Origin of the sequence: Colwellia echini (assembly GCF_002843355.2) — a bacterium.
Taxonomy (GTDB): Bacteria; Pseudomonadota; Gammaproteobacteria; order Enterobacterales; family Alteromonadaceae; genus Colwellia; species Colwellia echini.
On the sequence record NZ_PJAI02000001.1, the window covers coordinates 26,990 to 45,322 of the forward strand.

The 18,333-nt window shown below is 36.7% G+C and carries 18 protein-coding genes; 8 read left to right on the top strand and 10 right to left on the bottom strand.

Annotated features, from left to right (window positions below):
• Window positions 1-258 precede the first annotated feature (258 nt).
• The 7 genes from murB to CWS31_RS00160 all read left to right on the top strand — a co-directional run bounded on the left by murB (window position 259) and on the right by CWS31_RS00160 (window position 6,949).
• Complete coding sequence (gene murB / locus CWS31_RS00130) at window positions 259-1,359, top strand: UDP-N-acetylmuramate dehydrogenase (RefSeq protein ID WP_246143233.1); 1,101 nt, start codon at window positions 259-261, stop codon at window positions 1,357-1,359.
• Entirely contained in the window at window positions 1,352-2,341 is a 990-nt protein-coding gene (birA, locus tag CWS31_RS00135; RefSeq protein ID WP_101343141.1) for a bifunctional biotin--[acetyl-CoA-carboxylase] ligase/biotin operon repressor BirA, read from the top strand. The genes murB and birA overlap by 8 nt, the downstream gene beginning before the upstream one ends.
• A complete protein-coding gene (locus tag CWS31_RS00140) occupies window positions 2,338-3,138 on the top strand; it encodes a type III pantothenate kinase (RefSeq protein ID WP_101343142.1) in 801 nt (266 codons plus the stop codon). Before birA ends, CWS31_RS00140 begins: the two co-directional genes overlap by 4 nt.
• A 72-nt stretch (window positions 3,139-3,210) precedes the next feature.
• A complete protein-coding gene (mtnN, locus tag CWS31_RS00145) occupies window positions 3,211-3,936 on the top strand; it encodes a 5'-methylthioadenosine/S-adenosylhomocysteine nucleosidase (protein WP_101343143.1) in 726 nt (241 codons plus the stop codon).
• Between the two features lie 62 nt (window positions 3,937-3,998).
• The gene (locus CWS31_RS00150) at window positions 3,999-5,054 is read left to right on the top strand and encodes a cobalamin biosynthesis protein CobD/CbiB (protein ID WP_101343144.1); all 1,056 of its coding nucleotides are present in this window, start codon (window positions 3,999-4,001) and stop codon (window positions 5,052-5,054) included.
• Window positions 5,055-5,223: 169 nt separating this feature from the next.
• Entirely contained in the window at window positions 5,224-5,904 is a 681-nt protein-coding gene (locus CWS31_RS00155; protein WP_101343145.1) for a trimeric intracellular cation channel family protein, read from the top strand.
• Between the two features lie 361 nt (window positions 5,905-6,265).
• A complete protein-coding gene (locus CWS31_RS00160) occupies window positions 6,266-6,949 on the top strand; it encodes a DUF5610 domain-containing protein (protein ID WP_101343146.1) in 684 nt (227 codons plus the stop codon).
• A gap of 121 nt (window positions 6,950-7,070) precedes the next feature.
• Here the strand turns inward: CWS31_RS00160 and CWS31_RS00165 are convergent, their stop codons facing one another.
• The 3 genes from CWS31_RS00165 to CWS31_RS00175 form a co-directional block, all read right to left on the bottom strand.
• A complete protein-coding gene (locus CWS31_RS00165; protein WP_101343710.1) occupies window positions 7,071-7,730 on the bottom strand; it encodes a lysophospholipid acyltransferase family protein in 660 nt (219 codons plus the stop codon).
• A gap of 22 nt (window positions 7,731-7,752) precedes the next feature.
• Window positions 7,753-8,076 (bottom strand): ribonuclease E inhibitor RraB, encoded by a 324-nt coding sequence (locus CWS31_RS00170; protein ID WP_101343147.1) that lies wholly within the window; start codon window positions 8,074-8,076, stop codon window positions 7,753-7,755.
• A gap of 138 nt (window positions 8,077-8,214) precedes the next feature.
• Entirely contained in the window at window positions 8,215-8,727 is a 513-nt protein-coding gene (locus CWS31_RS00175; protein WP_246143235.1) for a DUF4136 domain-containing protein, read from the bottom strand.
• Window positions 8,728-9,053: 326 nt separating this feature from the next.
• Between CWS31_RS00175 and CWS31_RS00180 the strand changes: the two genes are divergently transcribed.
• Window positions 9,054-9,932 (top strand): TraB/GumN family protein, encoded by an 879-nt coding sequence (locus tag CWS31_RS00180; RefSeq protein ID WP_101343148.1) that lies wholly within the window; start codon window positions 9,054-9,056, stop codon window positions 9,930-9,932.
• A 127-nt stretch (window positions 9,933-10,059) separates the two neighbouring features.
• Here CWS31_RS00180 and CWS31_RS00185 read toward each other — a convergent pair whose 3' ends face one another.
• The 7 genes from CWS31_RS00185 to tyrS form a co-directional block, all read right to left on the bottom strand.
• Window positions 10,060-10,584, bottom strand: a complete 525-nt coding sequence (locus CWS31_RS00185; protein WP_101343149.1) for a nitrous oxide reductase accessory protein NosL — start codon at window positions 10,582-10,584, stop codon at window positions 10,060-10,062.
• Entirely contained in the window at window positions 10,584-11,402 is an 819-nt protein-coding gene (locus tag CWS31_RS00190; RefSeq protein WP_101343150.1) for an ABC transporter permease, read from the bottom strand. The genes CWS31_RS00185 and CWS31_RS00190 overlap by 1 nt, the downstream gene beginning before the upstream one ends.
• The gene (locus CWS31_RS00195) at window positions 11,402-12,361 is read right to left on the bottom strand and encodes an ABC transporter ATP-binding protein (protein ID WP_101343151.1); all 960 of its coding nucleotides are present in this window, start codon (window positions 12,359-12,361) and stop codon (window positions 11,402-11,404) included. The genes CWS31_RS00190 and CWS31_RS00195 overlap by 1 nt, the downstream gene beginning before the upstream one ends.
• On the bottom strand, window positions 12,358-13,725 hold the full coding sequence (gene nosD / locus CWS31_RS00200; RefSeq protein ID WP_246143284.1) for a nitrous oxide reductase family maturation protein NosD: 1,368 nt from the start codon (window positions 13,723-13,725) through the stop codon (window positions 12,358-12,360). Before nosD ends, CWS31_RS00195 begins: the two co-directional genes overlap by 4 nt.
• Before the next feature lie 368 nt (window positions 13,726-14,093).
• Window positions 14,094-15,095, bottom strand: a complete 1,002-nt coding sequence (glsA, locus tag CWS31_RS00205) for a glutaminase A (RefSeq protein WP_101343152.1) — start codon at window positions 15,093-15,095, stop codon at window positions 14,094-14,096.
• Between the two features lie 15 nt (window positions 15,096-15,110).
• The gene (locus CWS31_RS00210) at window positions 15,111-16,526 is read right to left on the bottom strand and encodes a DcaP family trimeric outer membrane transporter (RefSeq protein ID WP_101343153.1); all 1,416 of its coding nucleotides are present in this window, start codon (window positions 16,524-16,526) and stop codon (window positions 15,111-15,113) included.
• A gap of 492 nt (window positions 16,527-17,018) precedes the next feature.
• Window positions 17,019-18,218: a tyrosine--tRNA ligase gene (gene tyrS / locus CWS31_RS00215; RefSeq protein WP_101343154.1), complete on the bottom strand. Its 1,200-nt coding sequence runs from the start codon at window positions 18,216-18,218 to the stop codon at window positions 17,019-17,021.
• Between the last annotated feature and the right edge of the window lie 115 nt (window positions 18,219-18,333).

The window sequence follows — 18,333 nt, forward strand, 5'->3', positions numbered from 1 at the left end:
ATGTCCTTGAGTAATTTAACACCTTACGAAAGCAAATATTAACTTGAAAGTATCGATAATTGAATTGATCACTTGTTATTCTTTAATTTAAAAACACTCCTAGTGACAAATTTATAGCTCCACTGTACGTAATCAAAAGTGCTTTTGCTAATTAATTCTGTCAGTTATTTCTACAATGTTGATATTGAGATAAATCAGGTTAAAACAGTTTGAATCAATAGTGTTAAGCGATTGGTGTTAGGCGCATTTTTAAGTACAATGCCTTACATTAAATATTTTTCACTTTTCATGTTGATGGCTATGCAATCAAACCACAATTACCCGTTAAAAAATAATAACAGCTTCAATATTAAGGCGAGTTGTTCGCATATTTACTTCCCAAGTAATTTGGCCGAATTACAACAATTGCCGGATTTAACAGCTACGAATTTTTATATATTAGGTGAGGGCAGTAATACCTTATTTGTGGAAGAAAATGCGCCTGTGATTATTCAACCAAAATTTCATGGCATTAATATTGATGAGCAAGCAGAACATTTCCTTGTTACTGTTGGTGCGGCTGAAAATTGGCATGATTTGGTGTGCTTTTGTTTAGAGAAGGGCATTAATGGTTTAGAAAATTTAGCTTTAATTCCTGGAAGTGTTGGTGCAGCTCCCGTACAAAACATTGGTGCTTATGGTGTAGAGTTTGCTGATTTTTGTGATGAAATACAGTGGTATGAATTTGCCAGTAAAACTTTACATACGTTAGTTAAAGAAGATTGTGATTTTGCCTATCGTGAAAGTATTTTTAAACACGCTTTTTACAATAAAGGCTTAATCACTCACGTTAGCTTTAAATTTCCTAAAGCTTGGCAACCAAATTTATCTTATGCGGGATTAGACTCGTTAGTCAAAACAAGTAGCGCTACAGAGGTTATGAATCAAGTTATCGCTTTACGCAGTAGTAAATTACCTGATCCTAAAGTATTGCCAAATGCAGGCAGCTTCTTCAAAAACCCTGTTGTTAGTGCTGTTGAGTTTACCCAGTTACAACAACGCTTTCCTGATATTCCACATTATCCGCAAGCCAATGGTGAGGTTAAACTCGCTGCAGCTTGGTTAATCGACCAAGCGGGTTTAAAAGGCTTTCGCCACCAAGAAGTTGGTGTGCATCAGCAACAAGCTTTGGTATTAGTTAATTATGGTAGCGATTTGGGTTGCGATATTATTAGTTTAGCCAAATATGTTCAGCGTATCGTGAATAAAAAATTCTCTGTTATGTTAACGCCTGAAGTAAGAATGATCAGCGCAGAAGGTGAACAATCATTCATTACATTGAATGACGCTAATCCCATTGGAAAATTACACCATGACTAAAACGGTAAAAGAGCATTTAATAAAATCATTAGCAGCTGGCGACTTTATCTCAGGTCAGTTACTTGGCGAGCAATTAAATATTAGTCGCACGGCAATCGCTAAACATGTAAAAGCGCTCACTGAAATGGGTTTAGACATTTTTAGCGTAACCGGTAAAGGCTACAAATTAGCACAACCGTTACAGTTATTAGAAAAAGATAAAATTGTGAGCTTGTTAGATACACAAACAGCAAAAATAAATAACCAACATTTGGTTGAAGTGCACAGTTTAATTGACTCAACTAATGATTATTTAATGCGCCGTTTGCCTAATCAAGTGATTACTGGGCAAGTCTGTTTAGCTGAATATCAAAGTGCAGGGCGTGGGCGTCGTGGTAGGCAGTGGATCTCACCTTTTGGCTCGCAAATTTATTTATCAATGTACTGGTATTTAGAGCAAGGTTTATCTGCGGCAATGGGATTAAGTTTAGTCACAGCTTTAGCGGTGAGCGATGCAGTTCAAGCGCAAAGTGGCGTTCAAGTTCAGCTAAAGTGGCCAAATGACATTTATCTTGATGGCGTGAAACTGGCAGGTATTTTAATTGATCTTGATGGCCAGGCGTTAGAGCCAAGTCACTGTGTCATTGGTATTGGTTTAAATCTTAATATGCCAGTAGATATGGGGAAATTAATAGAACAGAAATGGACTGATTTACAATCACATAGCAAGGTTAAAATTGATAGAAATGTGTTTAGCGCGCAATTAATTAATAGTTTACGTCAACGGTTACAGCAATATCAGCAAACAGGCTTAAGCTCAATGTTAGATGAATGGCATGCCCATGACGCGTTTTTAAATCAGCGAGTAAAACTTATTACTGGTGAGCGAATTACTCAAGGCATTTGTCGCGGGGTTAATAATCAAGGTGCACTACTGTTAGAGGTTAATGGTGTAGTTAAGCCTATTTATGGCGGTGAAGTAAGTCTTAGGATGGATCAATGATATTTTTAATTGATATTGGTAATAGTCGAATTAAATATGTGCATCGTCTTGAAGGTAGTGAGTCAATCAAGCTATCAGCGATCACGCAATTAAGTAATATTGATTTTTCAGTCGATGATTTTGCCAATCACTTTAGCCAAGCAACAAAAATTATCGTTGCTAATGTAGGTAGTTCCACCTTAACAGATGCATTAAAAACATGGTGTAAAACACAGAATGTCAGTTTTACTCAAGTGTTTAGTGAGAAACAAAAAAATAATGTAGTTTCTGCTTACCAAGACCCAAGTAAGTTAGGTATAGATCGTTGGTTAGCGTTATTAGCAGCAGCGCAACATTACCCGAATAAAAACGTGTTAATTATTGATGCCGGTACAGCAACAACAGTCGATTTTTTAGCTAAAAGCGGACAGCACCAAGGTGGTTGGATATTGGCTGGTATTGATACTTTACGCGCTAGTTTATTAAATAATAGTACGTTAGTAACGGCGGATGAACAGGCTAATTCAGCTATAAGCTTTGGCAAAAATACCAACGATAATGTACATAATGCTTGCTGGAGTGCCACTTTAGGCATGATCCAACAAGGTATTGGTCAAGCACAAGAGTACGGCACATTAGATGTCATTATATTAACTGGCGGTAATGGTTTAGCGTTAACTGAGCTATTATTAACCGAGACTCACCACTGTCATGAATCAATTGATGAATCCGGCTATGATAATGACAAGGCTATCGCCAAAGAAATACATTATATCGATAACTTTATTTTCTATGGCTTACAAGCTTATTGCGAATGAAGTAAGTTATAAATTTATCCAAAAATAAGTTATTTACCTTAAAAAGAATTATACATTCAGGAGTTTTAGAGTATGAAAGCAGGAATTATTGGCGCGATGGAGCCAGAAGTAGCCATTTTAAAAGCCAAGTTAAGTGATGCTACAAGTATTGAACATGCGGGTTATACCTTTCATCAGGGTGAGTTAGATGGCACTGAAGTCGTTATTGTACAATCAGGTATCGGTAAAGTTGCCGCAGCATTGGCAACGGCGATATTAATTGACCGTTTTGCTGTAGATTATGTAGTTAACACTGGCTCTGCTGGCGGTTTTGATACCTCGTTAAAAGTGGGCGATATTGTGGTTAGTTCTGAAGTACGTTATCACGATGTTGACTTAACTGCCTTTGGCTATGAAGTTGGTCAGTTACCGGCAAACCCTGCCGCATTTATGCCACATGCTGATTTAGTTGCCGCAGCTAAACAAGGAATTGAACAGTTATCTACTGACAAAGACGTTAAAGCAATTGTTGGGTTAATTACTACAGGTGATACCTTTATGACCAAGGAAGAGGATGTTGCTAAAGCACGAAATAACTTCCCAACTATGGCAGCAGTTGAAATGGAAGGTGCTGCTATTGCTCAGGCGTGTTTACAACTTAAAACACCGTTTGTTGTGATCCGTTCACTTTCTGATATTGCCGGTAAAGAATCGCCACATACGTTTGAAGAATATTTAGAAACTGCAGCGGTTAATTCATCGCAACTAGTATTAAACATGTTAGCACAGCTTAAAGGCAAAGCACTTTCTCAAAGCTAATACATCTAAAGTGTAACCACGAGATTATTAGTTACTAGGCTAACAACTAAAAAGGATATTTAATGATCGCATTATCAGAGTTAACACCTTTCACATATCATGTGCTGATTCTTGTGGCTGTGCTGATCATTAAAGCTGTTGTTAGTCATTTCATTGTTCACGAACCATTACGCTATTTTCAGTTTTATTGCTTACAACTAGGTAAGAAAGTTAACAATAGTAAAAATAGCAGTACCCAACAAATTATTGCCGGCTTGTTAGCGCTGCTAATCACTTTAGTGCCAATCACTATTATTTTATGGTTGTTTGATGAATTTGTTGAAGTTGAATATCTATGGCAAGGTTTATTGCTGTACTGCGCGCTTGGTAGTTTATACCTTGGTCAAGTAAACAAAGATATAGCGCAAGCCTTAGTTAGCAAACAAAAGCATTTAGCTAAACAAACACTCAAACCTTTAGTGTTAAGAGAAACAGAAAACCTTTCAATTGTTGGTTTGAGTAAAGCCGCGATTGAAATGCAATTACTGCGCAGTATGCAGCAAATTTATGTGGTAAGTTTTTTGTTTGTTCTTGCTGGGCCATTAACAGCTTTAAGCTACCGCTTGATATTGGAAATGCATTACTGTTGGAATACTAAGCTAAGAAAATATCAATTTTTTGGTTTTTATAGTCAAATGTTTAGCCAATTATTGCAATGGTTACCTAATCGTTTAATGGCGTTAATGTTGTTATTGGGTTGTTTAGGTCAAGGGAGTTTTCGCTTTTGGAAATTAACTCGACATTACTTTTTTGAACTCAATAATAACTTTATTCTTGCTATGCATGCTTTATCACTTTCCGTCAGGTTAGGTGGCGTTGCTATTTATTTGCAAGAAACTGACACTCCAGATGCTGCTGATAAAGCGAACCCGCATAAAGAGGGCATTGAGAAAGATCACTCTTTGATACTAATTACAGAAGCAGAAAAACTACGTAAAACAGCGTTCAATGATACAAGTAATCAACCTATGCCAATAGATATGATTAAAGCGAGCAGCAAGGTTAATTTTTCAATTTACGGTAGCTTATTTTTATTGCTATTGTTGGCGGCAGCTTGGCAATTTATTTTTGCTGTTTAGCGTTTGTCTTTAGCGTTTGTCTTTAGCGTTTGTCTTTAGCGTTAATTGCCTTTAAACCGGAAAACTTTAAACCTGAATACTTTTAATCAAAATTTTAAGTCAGAATTTTAAGCCAGAGTTTTAATCCAGAACTTTTTAATTTCACTTTTGCTGTAAAGCGGTTATTACCATGTACGAATTATTATTCTATTTAGATATCTTTGGCGTTATCGTCTTTGCTCTTTCGGGAGCGTTAATGGCAGGGCGGTATCAACTCGATCCATTTGGTGTTGTGGTATTAGCTTCAGTTACTGCAGTAGGCGGCGGTACTATTCGTGATGTTATTTTACAAACGCCAGTATTCTGGGTAGTAAAACCTTATTATCTCTACGTTATTTTAGCTACCGCCCTACTTACCATCATTATAATTAGTAAGCCAAAACGAATTCCTAAACGTTTTTTATTAATTGCCGATGCGCTTGGTTTAGCTTTATTTGCCGTAGTCGGCACGCAGAAAGCACTTCATTTAGGTGCGCCGATACCTGTCGCTGTTGTACTAGGCACCATCACCTCTATTGCCGGCGGTATGATTCGAGATGTGTTATGTAATGTAATTCCGATGATTTTACGTGAAGAGATTTACGCACTAGCGGCAATATTAGGCGGTAGTTTATATGTATTGTTACATTGGCTTGGTTGGAGTGAGATTTCTGCCATGATGGTTGCGGTAACGGCAGCATTAACCTTGCGTTTAGCCGCTATTTACTGGCACCTTTCTTTACCTGCGTTCCACTTAATTGATTTACCTAGTCACGACTCGAATACCGATGATGCCAACAAACAAAACTCAAACAATGAAGAATCAAAATAATAAATAACCTGAGTTCGGGATAATGAAATTGTAAAGTATAACAATATCAACTATTTGTGTTCACGTATCTACAATAGTTTTAATTATTCGTAGTGCAAGGCGGGAAAGCGAAGCCAATAACGGGTTATTGGGAGCTTTCGCAACGCAGTAATTCGGATAATTAAGGCTGTTGTAGCATTTTGCTTATCCCGAACTCAGGTTAAATAGCTGTGCAAAATACAAACATTTATTATATGGTTTAAGCTTAAGTAATATGCCTTAGTGCCGATAAAGTACGTATACCCGTTACTCTTATCGAAGGGCGTTAAAGAGCTATCTTTAACGCTTTTTGATTTGAACTTTAATCAGTTGAGCTATTATTATGAACCCTTCAATTACAGCAAATACTAACGTTAATCAAGGTGTTAGAACAGCCACGAAAACGCCTGAAAAATCTGACAATAATTCTACCGGCCAAGAAGTGTCAAGTGCAAAGCAAGATAAAAAAATTGGTGAGTTACAAGAACCTATTTCTGTTTCCGTTAAAAAACAACTTAATGCTTCTATTATCGAGTCCAGTTTAAAATTTAGTGATAGCGTTGGCGATAAACCTTTATCTTTGGTGTTAAAAACAGCTTTGCAAGGTATTAACGAAGCACTGCAAGGTATTAACGAAGCACTGCAAGGTGCAGATGTAACGAAAGATAATACAAATAATAGTAAAGTAAATAATTTTGCTAGTGTTGAAGATGCTGCGGAATCAGGCGTTGATTATAGCCCTGAAGCAACCGCTGAACGTATAGTCTCGTTCAGTACTCAGTTTTTAAGCGCTTATAGAGAACAAAACCCTGATATGAGCGAAGAAGAGTCTTTAAATAGCTTTGTTGAGATAATTCGTGGTGGTATTGAACAAGGCTTCGGAGAAGCCAAAGAGATACTTGACGGTTTAAATGTATTAGAGGGTGAAGTATCTACTACTATCGATAAAACCTATGAACTTGTTCAATCTGGGCTGCAGGCTTTCATAGACTCATTTAATAAAGCAGAAGAAACGGCTGAACTGTAGTACTAAGTAGCCTTGGTACAGATCAGTTAACGGGTCTTATTTTAAAGTGGGTTATTTAAGATAAGCTATTCAGGTAAAGTATATTGGCTGTGTTGAAGCAACAATACTTTACCTTAAACCGTTACTTTTTAACGAAGGTTTCATTCATTTGTAATTGAATTTGATCATACCATCCGTCAGTAATAACTACAGGCGGTAGGGCTTCTATTTCAATCGTGCCAGATTTTGCTGTTTTTGCTGACTCGTTATACACGTCTAGTATATTTTTAATAACAACAGGTTGCGCTTTAAGTTTTAGTTTTTCAACTAATAACTTAGCACCGGCTTCAAATGGTTCGATTTTTCCTGATTGTGAGCGTGTGCCTTCAGGAAATATAACCACTTTCTTTCCTTTACAAACTTTCACGTCTTTCAATAGTTTAATAATGGCGCGACTGTCTTTTTGATCAACGGTAATGTGGCCTACTACATCAACAATACGAGATACAGGCCATACATCCATAATTCCTGTTCTACCAATAAAGCGAATGTCATTACCTATTGCTTGTTCGAGCGAGAAAATATCAAACATACTTTGATGATTAATAATTAAAATATCGGTATCTTCGTCAATAACGCCATTAAGTTTTACCTTGGCGCCAACGCTATTAATGATCATTTGCGTGAAAAAGCGACGATATTTATTAAATGTTTCACCGTGTCGTTCACATAAATATAAGGCAACAGACTGAGCTGCTATAGCCACATACATTTTGTATTTTTTAAAATAAAATTGAAGCATGAATTCTAAGCTGAAGCGGTAATTAAGCTTCAATCCCCCAGCCGTCGCTGTAACCAGAAAACTGACTTACAATTTTTTCGAAAGACTCTTCCTGCTCAATGATGGCAGCATATGATGGCGTCATTATTACAGTGCAATCCACGTCCCATACATTAGGCGTTTCATCTGGGTGTAAGTTACTTTTTACCTTAGGAAGGTTGGCTTGTAGATAGTCAACCATTGCTTGAGCTTGGCTTTCTTTTTCAAATAGATGAAAAAATACCACCTCATGTGATTGGCTCAAGTCTATACCTGCTTGGTGCATCTCGGCTAATACTTGGCCTGTTTCGTCATCGGGGTAGTTCATATATAAATAATTATCTTATGGTATTTGAATTGAGTATTATAAAACGGTAATAACAGATTGAATAGGTATTACTGAAAAATAATTAGCTTTGCGCTTTTTGATATGAATTGAACATTAATAATAGCGATATTATCGAGGCTATTTCGGATATTGTGCCAACATAGTGTCTACTGCATTTATAATTTTTTCGTTAAGTTTTTGACTGTTATCTTGTACTTGGTAATTTAACGGATAAATACTTCGCCAGATAGAGCGATGGTTTTTTGGGTCAACTAGATCGATAATTAGAGCATCACTAAATACCGTCCAGTTTTGATTTTCGCTAATCCAAGTACTCGCTCTTAAACAATGCGAACAAAACAGCACTATCTTATTGTACGCTAGATAATCTTTGTATTTTTTATTCACAAAATGATAAGTGACAATAATATCGGCTTGTTCAGGTTTGCTGTATTTAAACCTTTGCTCATTCATACTTCTTTCAATTGCGAGCTCAACTCGGCTACGTTGAGCATAATCAAGACTTTGGCTGTTAAAAAAGTCAGAATCGTTGTTATAAAAGCTATAGTTTTTTACTTGTGCAAAATCAAAACGACCGTCATAAACGGTCTCATAACTAGTCGAGCTACAAGCAAAAATATTAAATAACAATACGCAGGTAACTAGAGATTTAATTATGGTAATGAGGACGGAAAAGATAAATTTAAACACAAGATGTTAAGTTAAATGAAAAAGCTAGCCTAACAAGAAGCCTGTTTGTTTAATAGTAAAAGCTGAAAACTAATTTACTTTTGAGTTATTCGCTAAAAGAGCGTAATTTATTGACCAACTTTTACTGATTACCAACAAGGTTTGTTTTACGCTAGCCTTTATGGTTTAAATATGATGAACAGTTAGTTAAATTAATCGATAATAACTTTTATCACATCTATTATCACACCTATAAAAATAAGTTAAAAAACAAATTAAGGACATCCATGCAGAACTACGCCATCAATAAAATAACTTTCATTACACTAACAATATTAGTTAGTTTACTCAGTACTAACGTATGGGCAAAATCATCGGTATGGAAAGTAAGTAAGGGCAATAATTATATTTATATTGGCGGAACAGTTCACATTTTACCACTTGCTGAATTTCCATTGCCGGAAGAGTTTGAGCAAGCATATAAAGATAGTGACAGTATAGTTTTAGAAGCTAAATTACCAGATGAAAGTGATTTTGCTGCGCAAATTCAGATGATGCAGCAAATGAGTTATAGCAATGGCAAGAATATTAGTGATTATATTTCTAAAAATACTTATCAGCAATTAAATCAATATGTCGCTAGCTTAGGTGCTGATTTAAAAATGCTTCAACAATTTAAACCCGGCTTTCTGGTAACTATGCTAACTGTATTAGAAGTACAGCGAGCTGGTTTAGCAGGTGAAGGGGTTGATAATTTTTATAGTAAGCAAGCAATGAAAGATGGCAAAGCCATTGCCTATTTTGAAACCGCTGAATTTCAAATGAATATGATTGCCAATATGGGGATAGGCAATGAAAACAAGTTCATTGAATCAAACCTGAAACAAATGAAAGACTTTAAAAATTTATTTACTGGGCTTATTGCCGCATGGCGAAGTGGTAATGCACAACAATTAAATAAGTTAGCTATTAAGCCTATGGAAGACGATCCAAAAACCTTAAAGCTAATGCTCACCGATCGTAATAAAAATTGGGTGCAAGATATTAATACAATGTTTACTGATAAAGACCGTGAATTTGTTTTAGTGGGAGTGGCTCATTTAGTGGGTAACAATAGTGTTTTATCATTATTGAAAGCGCAAGGCTATCGCGTAGAGCAAATGTAATCTATAGGCGTTAGCTAAGTGACAGGTCAAATGCTATGAGTATTTGACCTGTATTTTATTCTATATTTTTTAAGTTAAAGTCTAAACCCAAGTTAAAACCTAGACCTAAACCTATAGTTCTGAAATGTTAACGTAAACTATCTTGGTTTATCGCGTCAAAACTCAGTACATCACCACCAAACTGTTCGGCAAATGCTTGGGCGTCACTTTGTAAGCTGAAGCTTGCCAGAGTTTTACCCATAGCCCCTCTCTTTTCAGAGCCTGTTACATACCAAGCGCTTTTAGCGTCAATAAAATACTTATCGTCAATACTGTCAGCACCCCAAGGCATCTTACTCATATCGTGCACCATCATTTGGCTAACGTTACGCGTATTTTCAGGGTCTAAGTAATAACTAAACATATCGCGAGTAGAACAAAACTTATAAACTTTATCGCCTTGCTCTTTTCGAAACACTTCACCTTTAGGGCCATCAAAGCGGGTAATTAACATGCCGCATAAGTGACATTGATCGCTATTTTCAATAGCTGCGGCTTTATGTACTAAGGTTTGTTGTGCTGGGTTATCTGAACAAGCTGACAAAATGAGTAAGAGCAGCCCAGTAAATAAGGTTCGAGTAATAAAACTTACGCGTTGAAATAAAATAAACATTAGAGTTTTTTCCTGTCGAAAATAAAGAGAGCTAGGGCTAAAGGCAAAGCAACCCAAGCAAGTAATATGCTAAATAACTGACCTTGCGACAATCCCAAATTGAGAGCCGCCGCAAGTGCGCCGTTAACCTCGTTAGTATCCAGTCCTGATAGATTCACTAAACGGAAAATATCAGTAGGGTTTAGCATCATTAATTGTGTTAAAGCTGTTTGACTCATGCCTTGATCATAGCCAACAAGTAGTGCCAATAAGGCCAAATCAAAAACAAGTGCAAAGCAGAACCAAGTAATCAAGGCAATTCCTGCCGCTTTTGATTTTTCATTGACCGATAAACTTATTAAGTAGGCAATAGCGATAAAGCTTAAACCTAATAAAATAGCGCTAACAATAAATATTGAAAAATTTTTGATTACTATTATATCACCTAGTTGAAAATACAATAATATCGCTGATGAGCCAAAACCAAGTAAAGTTGCTAGCGCGATAATACTCCCTTGTCCGATAAATTTACCGAGTAACAATTGGTTTTTACTTAATGGGTAGGTTAATAACAATAACAGGGTACCGCTTTCTTGTTCGCCAACAAAGCTATCGTAGCTAAGTAATAAGGCGATAAGTGGAATGAGAAAAACGGTTAAGCTGGCTAAACTGGTAATGGTTGCTGATAGTGAAGTTACTCCTTCAACACCGGATGCCACAGCGCCAAAATAAGTTAAACCAATGGAGCATAAGGCAAAAATAAGTGTGATAGAAAAAAGCCAACGATTACGTAAACCATCGTAAAACTCTTTAGAGGCAACTGTTAATATTTGATTCATTAGCAATTACCTTGTTCAGTCAGGCTGTTTTCATTTTTTTGTTTTACGAGTTCATGCTCGGTTAAAAAATGTTGATAAACCTGCTCTAAATTTGCTGTTTCTAGTTGTATATCAGTTAAATTTTCATGGTTTACTAATTGCTGCAATACCGCCAACTTTTCCTGTGCAGGTACTAATAGAGTTGAAGTGCTGTTTGCGGCTAAAAAGCATTGAAGTGTTTTGTTATTAACTAAAAAATTATTAAGGCCAGATGTTGTTATGGTAACAGGTAATGCTGCTTTTTGGCGTAATTCTGTCAGCGCCCCTATGGCTAACAACTCCCCAGAAGATAAGATCATAGCTCGGTCAATATGTTGCTCAACACCGGGTAAAACATGTGAGCATAAAATAACACTCGAGCCGTTAGACTTTAATTGATCAACCGTGCGGTAAAACTCGTGGGTTGCTGTTGGGTCTAATCCTACAGTTGGCTCATCAAGTAATAATAATTTAGGTTCACCGATAAAGGCTTGCGCTAAACCTAATCGTTGACGCATGCCTTTTGAATAGTGTTTAACAGGACGCTTCATCGCGTGAGTTATCCCTACCTGTTCAAGTAAGTTTACGGCATGTTTTTTAGCGTTGCTGCTAGCAAAGCCTTTTAACTTAGCAAAATAACTTAATACTTCTAACCCAGTTAAATGATCATAAAAGCTCACATTTTCAGGTAAAAAACCTATTTTACTTCGATTATGCCAAGCGGCGTTTGAATCAGGTGCCCTACCCATTACCTCTACCTTGCCAAAGCTAGGCGAGATAACTCCTAAAATGAGTTTCATTAGGGTGGTTTTACCTGCGCCGTTATGACCAAATAAACCCATCACTTCGCCTGAATTTAAATCCATAGTGACTGACTTCAATGCATCGAGCTGTTGGTAACTTTTACCAGCATTGGTAAGTGATACTAGCGGAGTGCTCATAATTTATCCTTTAGGCTTGTACTATCCTGATTTACTGTGATAACAGGAGGGTTCATCAACGGGTAACTGTCTTTAATTCCCTGTGGTTTAAGTACTGGAAACTGTCTTTGTATCCAACGTAAAATCAAAATAGCGGGACTGTCTATAATCACCTGCATTTCAGGGTACTGCCAAGCAAGCTTGTCAATATTATCGTTTGGTTCAAAAACGGTATCGCCGATACCATCATTGTTTATATCCCAGCCTAAATAATTACTCCAGTAATTACCGCTGTGGTTATGACTCCAATGTTGTTTGTTATTAGACACATATTTAACTGGGGTAGGATTATCAATGAAACTATTATTAAATATTTTACTGTTTTCAGAGCCGGCGGTAAGGTGAATACCAATTTCTGCGTTAGTAATAATATTGTTTTTGAGGGTGTTAAAACTAGAATTGTAGATAAATAAGCCCTTACCCTCTCTACCTTGTGCTTTTTTTCCTGGATTCGGCCAAACATTTTTAATGTGGTTGTTGTTCAACGTTGACTCGGTAAGAAAATTTAGCAAGAAACCATAATCTTCGCTATTGAAAGTTTTATTCCCCGTTACGGTTAAATGATTAGAGCTCATTAAGGCATATCCTGCATCGGTTTGGTAAGCGATATTATTTATTAATGAGTCGTGTTCAGAATACATGTAATGTACGCCGTAACGTAAATGGTGCACTGTATTTTGTTCGATAATATTATTTTCGCTTGAAATAATATAAATACCATCACGTGTTTCGCTGATCTCGTTATGAAAAACATGGTTGTTCATACCCTTGGTAATTTGAATGCCGTTACCTCTATCAGCTGAAGATAGTGCTAGATTTCCCTTGATACGGTTATAGCTAACTGTAGAGTTATCTATTTGTTCTAACCAGATACCAAAGCCATCACCTATTATTAAATTATGAAGAATAGTTATATTCAATGCAGGGGAGTCGTCTATTTTATGGGACGAATAAATACCAGAATTTTGCGCAGTTAAATCATCACCCCAATTAATAATCGTGAGGTTTTCTATCGTAATATTAGAATTTTTGAGCCACAAACCATGTCGAATATTCTGTGCATCAATAATCACCGCTTTATTATTTTTTGGAGTTGACGGATCGCCACGTAAGGTGATTTGTTTTTCAATGATGAAATTGCCAAAATACACTCCTGATTTTAGGGTAATAACATCACCATCTTGGCTGTTATCTAAAACATCTTGTAAGTTATTAGCGGGCGATATGAGGTACTCTTGCGCAGATAATTGTTGCCCGTGAAGGATCAGGAAAAACACTAAAGCAACTAATAAATTAGTGAATGGGCGAACAATGATTTTAGACACGACAAACAAGGTAATAATTCTTTAAAATTTATCTAAAACAGTAATTAAAAGGATCATAACATTTTTTTGTGAAAGCCTCGCTCTCGAATAAAAATTTGTTGTTCGGAATACGCATTGAGGTGCATGAGTTTAATTTTCAGATAAAAGTAGCAATGCAAGGTCTTATGAAAGGCATCTAACAAACGGTTGAATTCAAAACATAAAAAAGCCTGTACTTTCAATATATCGAAAAGACAGGCTTTTTGTTTTCTGGCTTGGGAGAGGTACACCAGAAAACTGTTACGTAATTATTATAGTCTATATTTTAAAATTTGTACTTTTGTACATAAAAGGCATTATTAATTTGAGCTAGTAGCTAGAACCAGCACTTAGAATATATTTGCATGCAGTTTTTCAGCGATATAGTCTATAGCTTGTTGTGCACGAATACTGTTACCGGCAGCGTCAAGTCGAGGTGAGAATACGGCAACGGCAAACTGACCAGGAGATACGGCAATAATACCACCACCAACTCCACTTTTAGCAGGTAAACCAACTTGATAAGCCCATTGACCACTGTCTTCATATAAACCTGCTGTAGTCATTACGGCTAATACACGGGCAACATTATCGCTGCTCATTATGCGCTTTCCTGTTAATGGATGAACACCATTATTAGCAAATACAGAGGCCATAACGGCTAAGTCTTTAGCTGTAACCGCAACCGAACATTGGCGAGTATAAATATCGAGATTTAAGTCTACATCACCATAAAATCTGTCGTAAGACACTAATAATTCGGCAATTGCACGGTTATGGCTATTGGTATCGGTTTCTGATTTATAAACATCTTCTAAAACGCTTAATTTACGGTTAGCAAATGTATTGTACCAACCTGAAAGTGCTGACCATTTAGTTTTGTCATCATTACCATCAAGCAAACTTACCGTGGCCATCGCACCAGCGTTCACTAATGGGTTAACACTGCGCGCAGGGTTTTGTTCAATAGCGGTAACTGAATTAAAGGCTAAACCTGTTGCATTAACTCCAACCTTATCAAGAATAGTTTGTGAACCTTTTTCTTCCATGGCTAAGGCTAAAGTGAATACTTTAGAAATAGATTGAATTGAGAAAGACTGGTCAACATCACCTTTGGTATAAACTTTACCGTCATGTGTTACTAAAGCTAAACCAAAATAAGCTGAGTCTACTTTAGCCAGTGCTGGAATATAATCTGCGTTTTTACCGGGGTTTTTTTGAATAAACTTACCGTAAGCGTCATCTAAAACAGTTTGAATTTGTGCTGTTTGTGGCGCTTTTGCATGTAGTGGACTTACAAAAACCAAGACCAATATTTGTAGACTAATGATTGCGTAGTTACTTAATTTCATTATATAAATTCCTTATTAATATTTAAAACCGACAGAAGCTTGAATTCTAAAATCATCTGCTTCATAAGTAGATTTACTTTGTATATCACCATACTGAAACTCAACACCTGTTTTTACTTGCACCGTTGGAGACCAAATCACGTTTACACTTGTGTAAGTACTGTCTTTAATCGAAAGGGCTTTTTGTGTGTCAAGGTTATCAACTTTTAAATAACTGTAACCAATCGCACTACTCCATTTGGGCGCCCATTGTTTGTTGTAGTATGCGAAACCACCTGCAACAGGAATAGCTACTAAATTGCCACTGAGATCTATACCCGCATCAACACCACCAGTTTCTCCATTGTAATAACTACAACAAGTGTCATTAACATAACGACCAATACCTTCACCATAAATAAATTGATATTGAATTGAGTCCTTTTCAAGTACGTTAATTAGCCCTGATACATTAACACCCCAGCCTATGGTGGAGTCTTTGGCTGTTGTTGTTTCATAACCGAGTTTTCGTAATATCATTGCTGATTTTATGTAACCAAAATTACCACTATGTAAATAAGCCGCGGTAATGTCAGGTAACTCATTAGTGTTATCATTGTTGTAAGCGTCGTTTCCAACATTAACTGAGGATGGAATAGCAAAATCACTATATGATTTTTCAACCGTAAATATAATACGGCCGTTTTTACTTACCGCCGTGTTGTAACGTACTTGGGGTTGGCGTACAAACACCATAGAGTTAGGTCCCCAATACTCTAAAACATTGGGGAATGATTTTATGTCCATAAAACCGGTGAAAGTTTGGCCGGCACCAAAGTCACCAACTTCAGCCCACAACTGAGTTAAATGAAAACCTGCATCGCCATCAGGATTGAAAAAATCAAATTCAAAAAGTGTAGTTATTGGACCATAAACGCTTGGTGTATAGCTTTTCAATGAAAATTTAGATTGACCAACAGTGAGTAAGGTATCGTCTTTCACCACATTCTCTTCATAGGCGATTGAAGAGGGTTGAAAGCCGGCACGGTTGGTCATTTCGCCATTGTTATACATAGCATCCAACCAAATTTGACCACCAAGTTGTAGCGTTGTATCACTATTACTTAGCTTAATACTTTTATCTGGGGCAGCGAATTCATGACTCGCTCGTTGATCGGTTTGTGGCATATTTATCAATATGATGTCGTTTTCTATGCTTGTTTCTTCGATGGTATCCTGAGTATTTGTTAAGCCTTGTTTTTGAATTTGCTGCTCTAGTTCTTGTAAGCGCTGCTCTAAGCTTTGAATACGTTTTTGGTCTGTTTGCTGTTCAGCTTGTTGGCTATAAGCGTTTATAGAGCAAAGTAAACTAAGAGTGACTAAGCTAAGCGACAATGGTTTTACTGCACTAAAGCGTTTAGAATGTGGTTTTATTTGAGCGTGATTAAGCATATACAACCTCATGTAGTTGGATTAGTTGGGTGTTATTGTTCAGGTAATGATTAGCTAGGTAGTAATTAGTTAAACGGTTAGTGGATAGATTATTGTTGAATAAAATATATTTAGCGAACTTATGCTGAGTTTGCGTCGTTAGATGGGCGTTATTAAGTGGTGTTAACTCAATGAAAGCTAAATTGAATAGACGTTTTAAGCTGATTTTCAGATTGAGTAATAAAAATGAAAAGATAATCATTGTCGCGCTATCCGTGTGCAAATTACTTTACCTTACATTACCTTAATTATGGAATAAAACAAATGATTATTAGTTAACCTGAGTTAGGGATAAGCAAAGTGCTACAACAGCCTTATTTATCCGTTTTCTCGCCTTGAAGGGCAATAACTAAAACTTTTGTAGATGCATGAGTACAAACTAGTTGATATTAATTTATAGCAAAAAAAAAACGACCACCGTGGTGATCGTTCCTATACTAACCTTTAAATTATTTAGTTAACGGTAATACGAGCAAACTTACGCTTACCTACTTGGTAAACGGCAGTGGTTCCTGCGTTAACAACTAAGCTGCGGTCGGTAATCTTATCACCTTCAATTTTAGCCGCACCTTGTTTGATCATTCTAAACGCATCCGATGTACTGCCTACTAAACCAGCCTCTTTTAGTAAGTTAGCAATCGCTATTTCACCATTTTCAGCCGTTATAGTTAGCTCAGGCATTTCATCGGGCATAGCACCTTTTTGAAAACGATTGATAAACTCTTCATGTGCCGCTTGTGCAGCAGCTTCATCGTGAAATCGGGCAATAAGCTCTTTTGCTAAATCAATTTTCACATCACGTGGGTTTTTACCGTTTTCAATATCCGTTTTATAGCTCTCAATTACCGCTAGTGGTTTAAAGCTTAGTAATTCGTAGTAACGCCACATTAATACGTCAGAAATTGACATGATTTTACCGAACATATCGGTAGGACTATCAGTAATACCAATGTAGTTACCTAAAGATTTAGACATTTTTTGTACGCCGTCTAAGCCTTCAAGTAATGGCATCATTAAAACAGTTTGCGGACGTTGACCTTCAGATTTTTGTAATTCACGACCCATGAGTAGGTTGAATTTTTGATCGGTTCCACCCAGCTCAACATCAGCTTCAAGAGCTACAGAATCCCAGCCTTGTACTAACGGGTACATAAATTCATGAATAGCAATAGCTTGACCATTAGCGTAACGCTTTTTAAAATCGTCACGTTCCATCATGCGAGCAACAGTTTGGCGAGAAGCAAGTTGTAACATACCTGCCGCACCCATTTTATCCATCCAAGTAGAGTTAAAGGCAACTGTAGTTTTAGCAGGATCTAATATCTTAAATACTTGCTCTTTATAAGTTTCAGCGTTAGCTAATACATCTTCTTTGGTTAACGGTTTACGGGTAACGTTTTTACCTGTTGGATCGCCAATCATGCCAGTAAAGTCACCAATCAAGAAAATAACTTCATGACCTAACTGTTGAAACTGACGTAATTTATTAATTAAAACGGTATGACCTAAATGTAAATCTGGCGCTGTAGGATCAAAACCCGCTTTAATTTTAAGCGGCTTGCCTGTTTTAAGTTTTGTTAATAACTCTTCTTCAACTAAAATTTCTTCTGCGCCGCGTTTAAGCTCGGCAAATGCTTGGTTAACATCGGTCATTTATGACTCCACTGATATGGCTTTGTACTTAGACGCGTGTTTAATTAAAGGAAACACAAAATGAGTAGCGTATGCCATTCCAACTGAAATTGTAGAGTTCAGTTAAAATGGCTAT

Excerpts from the sequence above, each read along its gene's own strand:
- CWS31_RS00190 (WP_101343150.1), bottom strand. The coding sequence starts at position 11,402 with ATGAATCAAATATTAACAGTTGCCTCTAAAGAGTTTTACGATGGTTTA.
- CWS31_RS00155 (WP_101343145.1), top strand. The coding sequence starts at position 5,224 with ATGTACGAATTATTATTCTATTTAGATATCTTTGGCGTTATCGTCTTT.
- CWS31_RS00195 (WP_101343151.1), bottom strand. The coding sequence starts at position 12,361 with ATGAGCACTCCGCTAGTATCACTTACCAATGCTGGTAAAAGTTACCAA.
- CWS31_RS00170 (WP_101343147.1), bottom strand. The coding sequence starts at position 8,076 with ATGAACTACCCCGATGACGAAACAGGCCAAGTATTAGCCGAGATGCAC.
- glsA (WP_101343152.1), bottom strand. The coding sequence starts at position 15,095 with ATGAAATTAAGTAACTACGCAATCATTAGTCTACAAATATTGGTCTTG.
- CWS31_RS00210 (WP_101343153.1), bottom strand. The coding sequence starts at position 16,526 with ATGCTTAATCACGCTCAAATAAAACCACATTCTAAACGCTTTAGTGCA.
- CWS31_RS00180 (WP_101343148.1), top strand. The coding sequence starts at position 9,054 with ATGCAGAACTACGCCATCAATAAAATAACTTTCATTACACTAACAATA.
- CWS31_RS00160 (WP_101343146.1), top strand. The coding sequence starts at position 6,266 with ATGAACCCTTCAATTACAGCAAATACTAACGTTAATCAAGGTGTTAGA.
- tyrS (WP_101343154.1), bottom strand. The coding sequence starts at position 18,218 with ATGACCGATGTTAACCAAGCATTTGCCGAGCTTAAACGCGGCGCAGAA.
- CWS31_RS00185 (WP_101343149.1), bottom strand. The coding sequence starts at position 10,584 with ATGTTTATTTTATTTCAACGCGTAAGTTTTATTACTCGAACCTTATTT.
- CWS31_RS00150 (WP_101343144.1), top strand. The coding sequence starts at position 3,999 with ATGATCGCATTATCAGAGTTAACACCTTTCACATATCATGTGCTGATT.
- mtnN (WP_101343143.1), top strand. The coding sequence starts at position 3,211 with ATGAAAGCAGGAATTATTGGCGCGATGGAGCCAGAAGTAGCCATTTTA.
- birA (WP_101343141.1), top strand. The coding sequence starts at position 1,352 with ATGACTAAAACGGTAAAAGAGCATTTAATAAAATCATTAGCAGCTGGC.
- CWS31_RS00140 (WP_101343142.1), top strand. The coding sequence starts at position 2,338 with ATGATATTTTTAATTGATATTGGTAATAGTCGAATTAAATATGTGCAT.
- CWS31_RS00165 (WP_101343710.1), bottom strand. The coding sequence starts at position 7,730 with ATGCTTCAATTTTATTTTAAAAAATACAAAATGTATGTGGCTATAGCA.
- murB (WP_246143233.1), top strand. The coding sequence starts at position 259 with ATGCCTTACATTAAATATTTTTCACTTTTCATGTTGATGGCTATGCAA.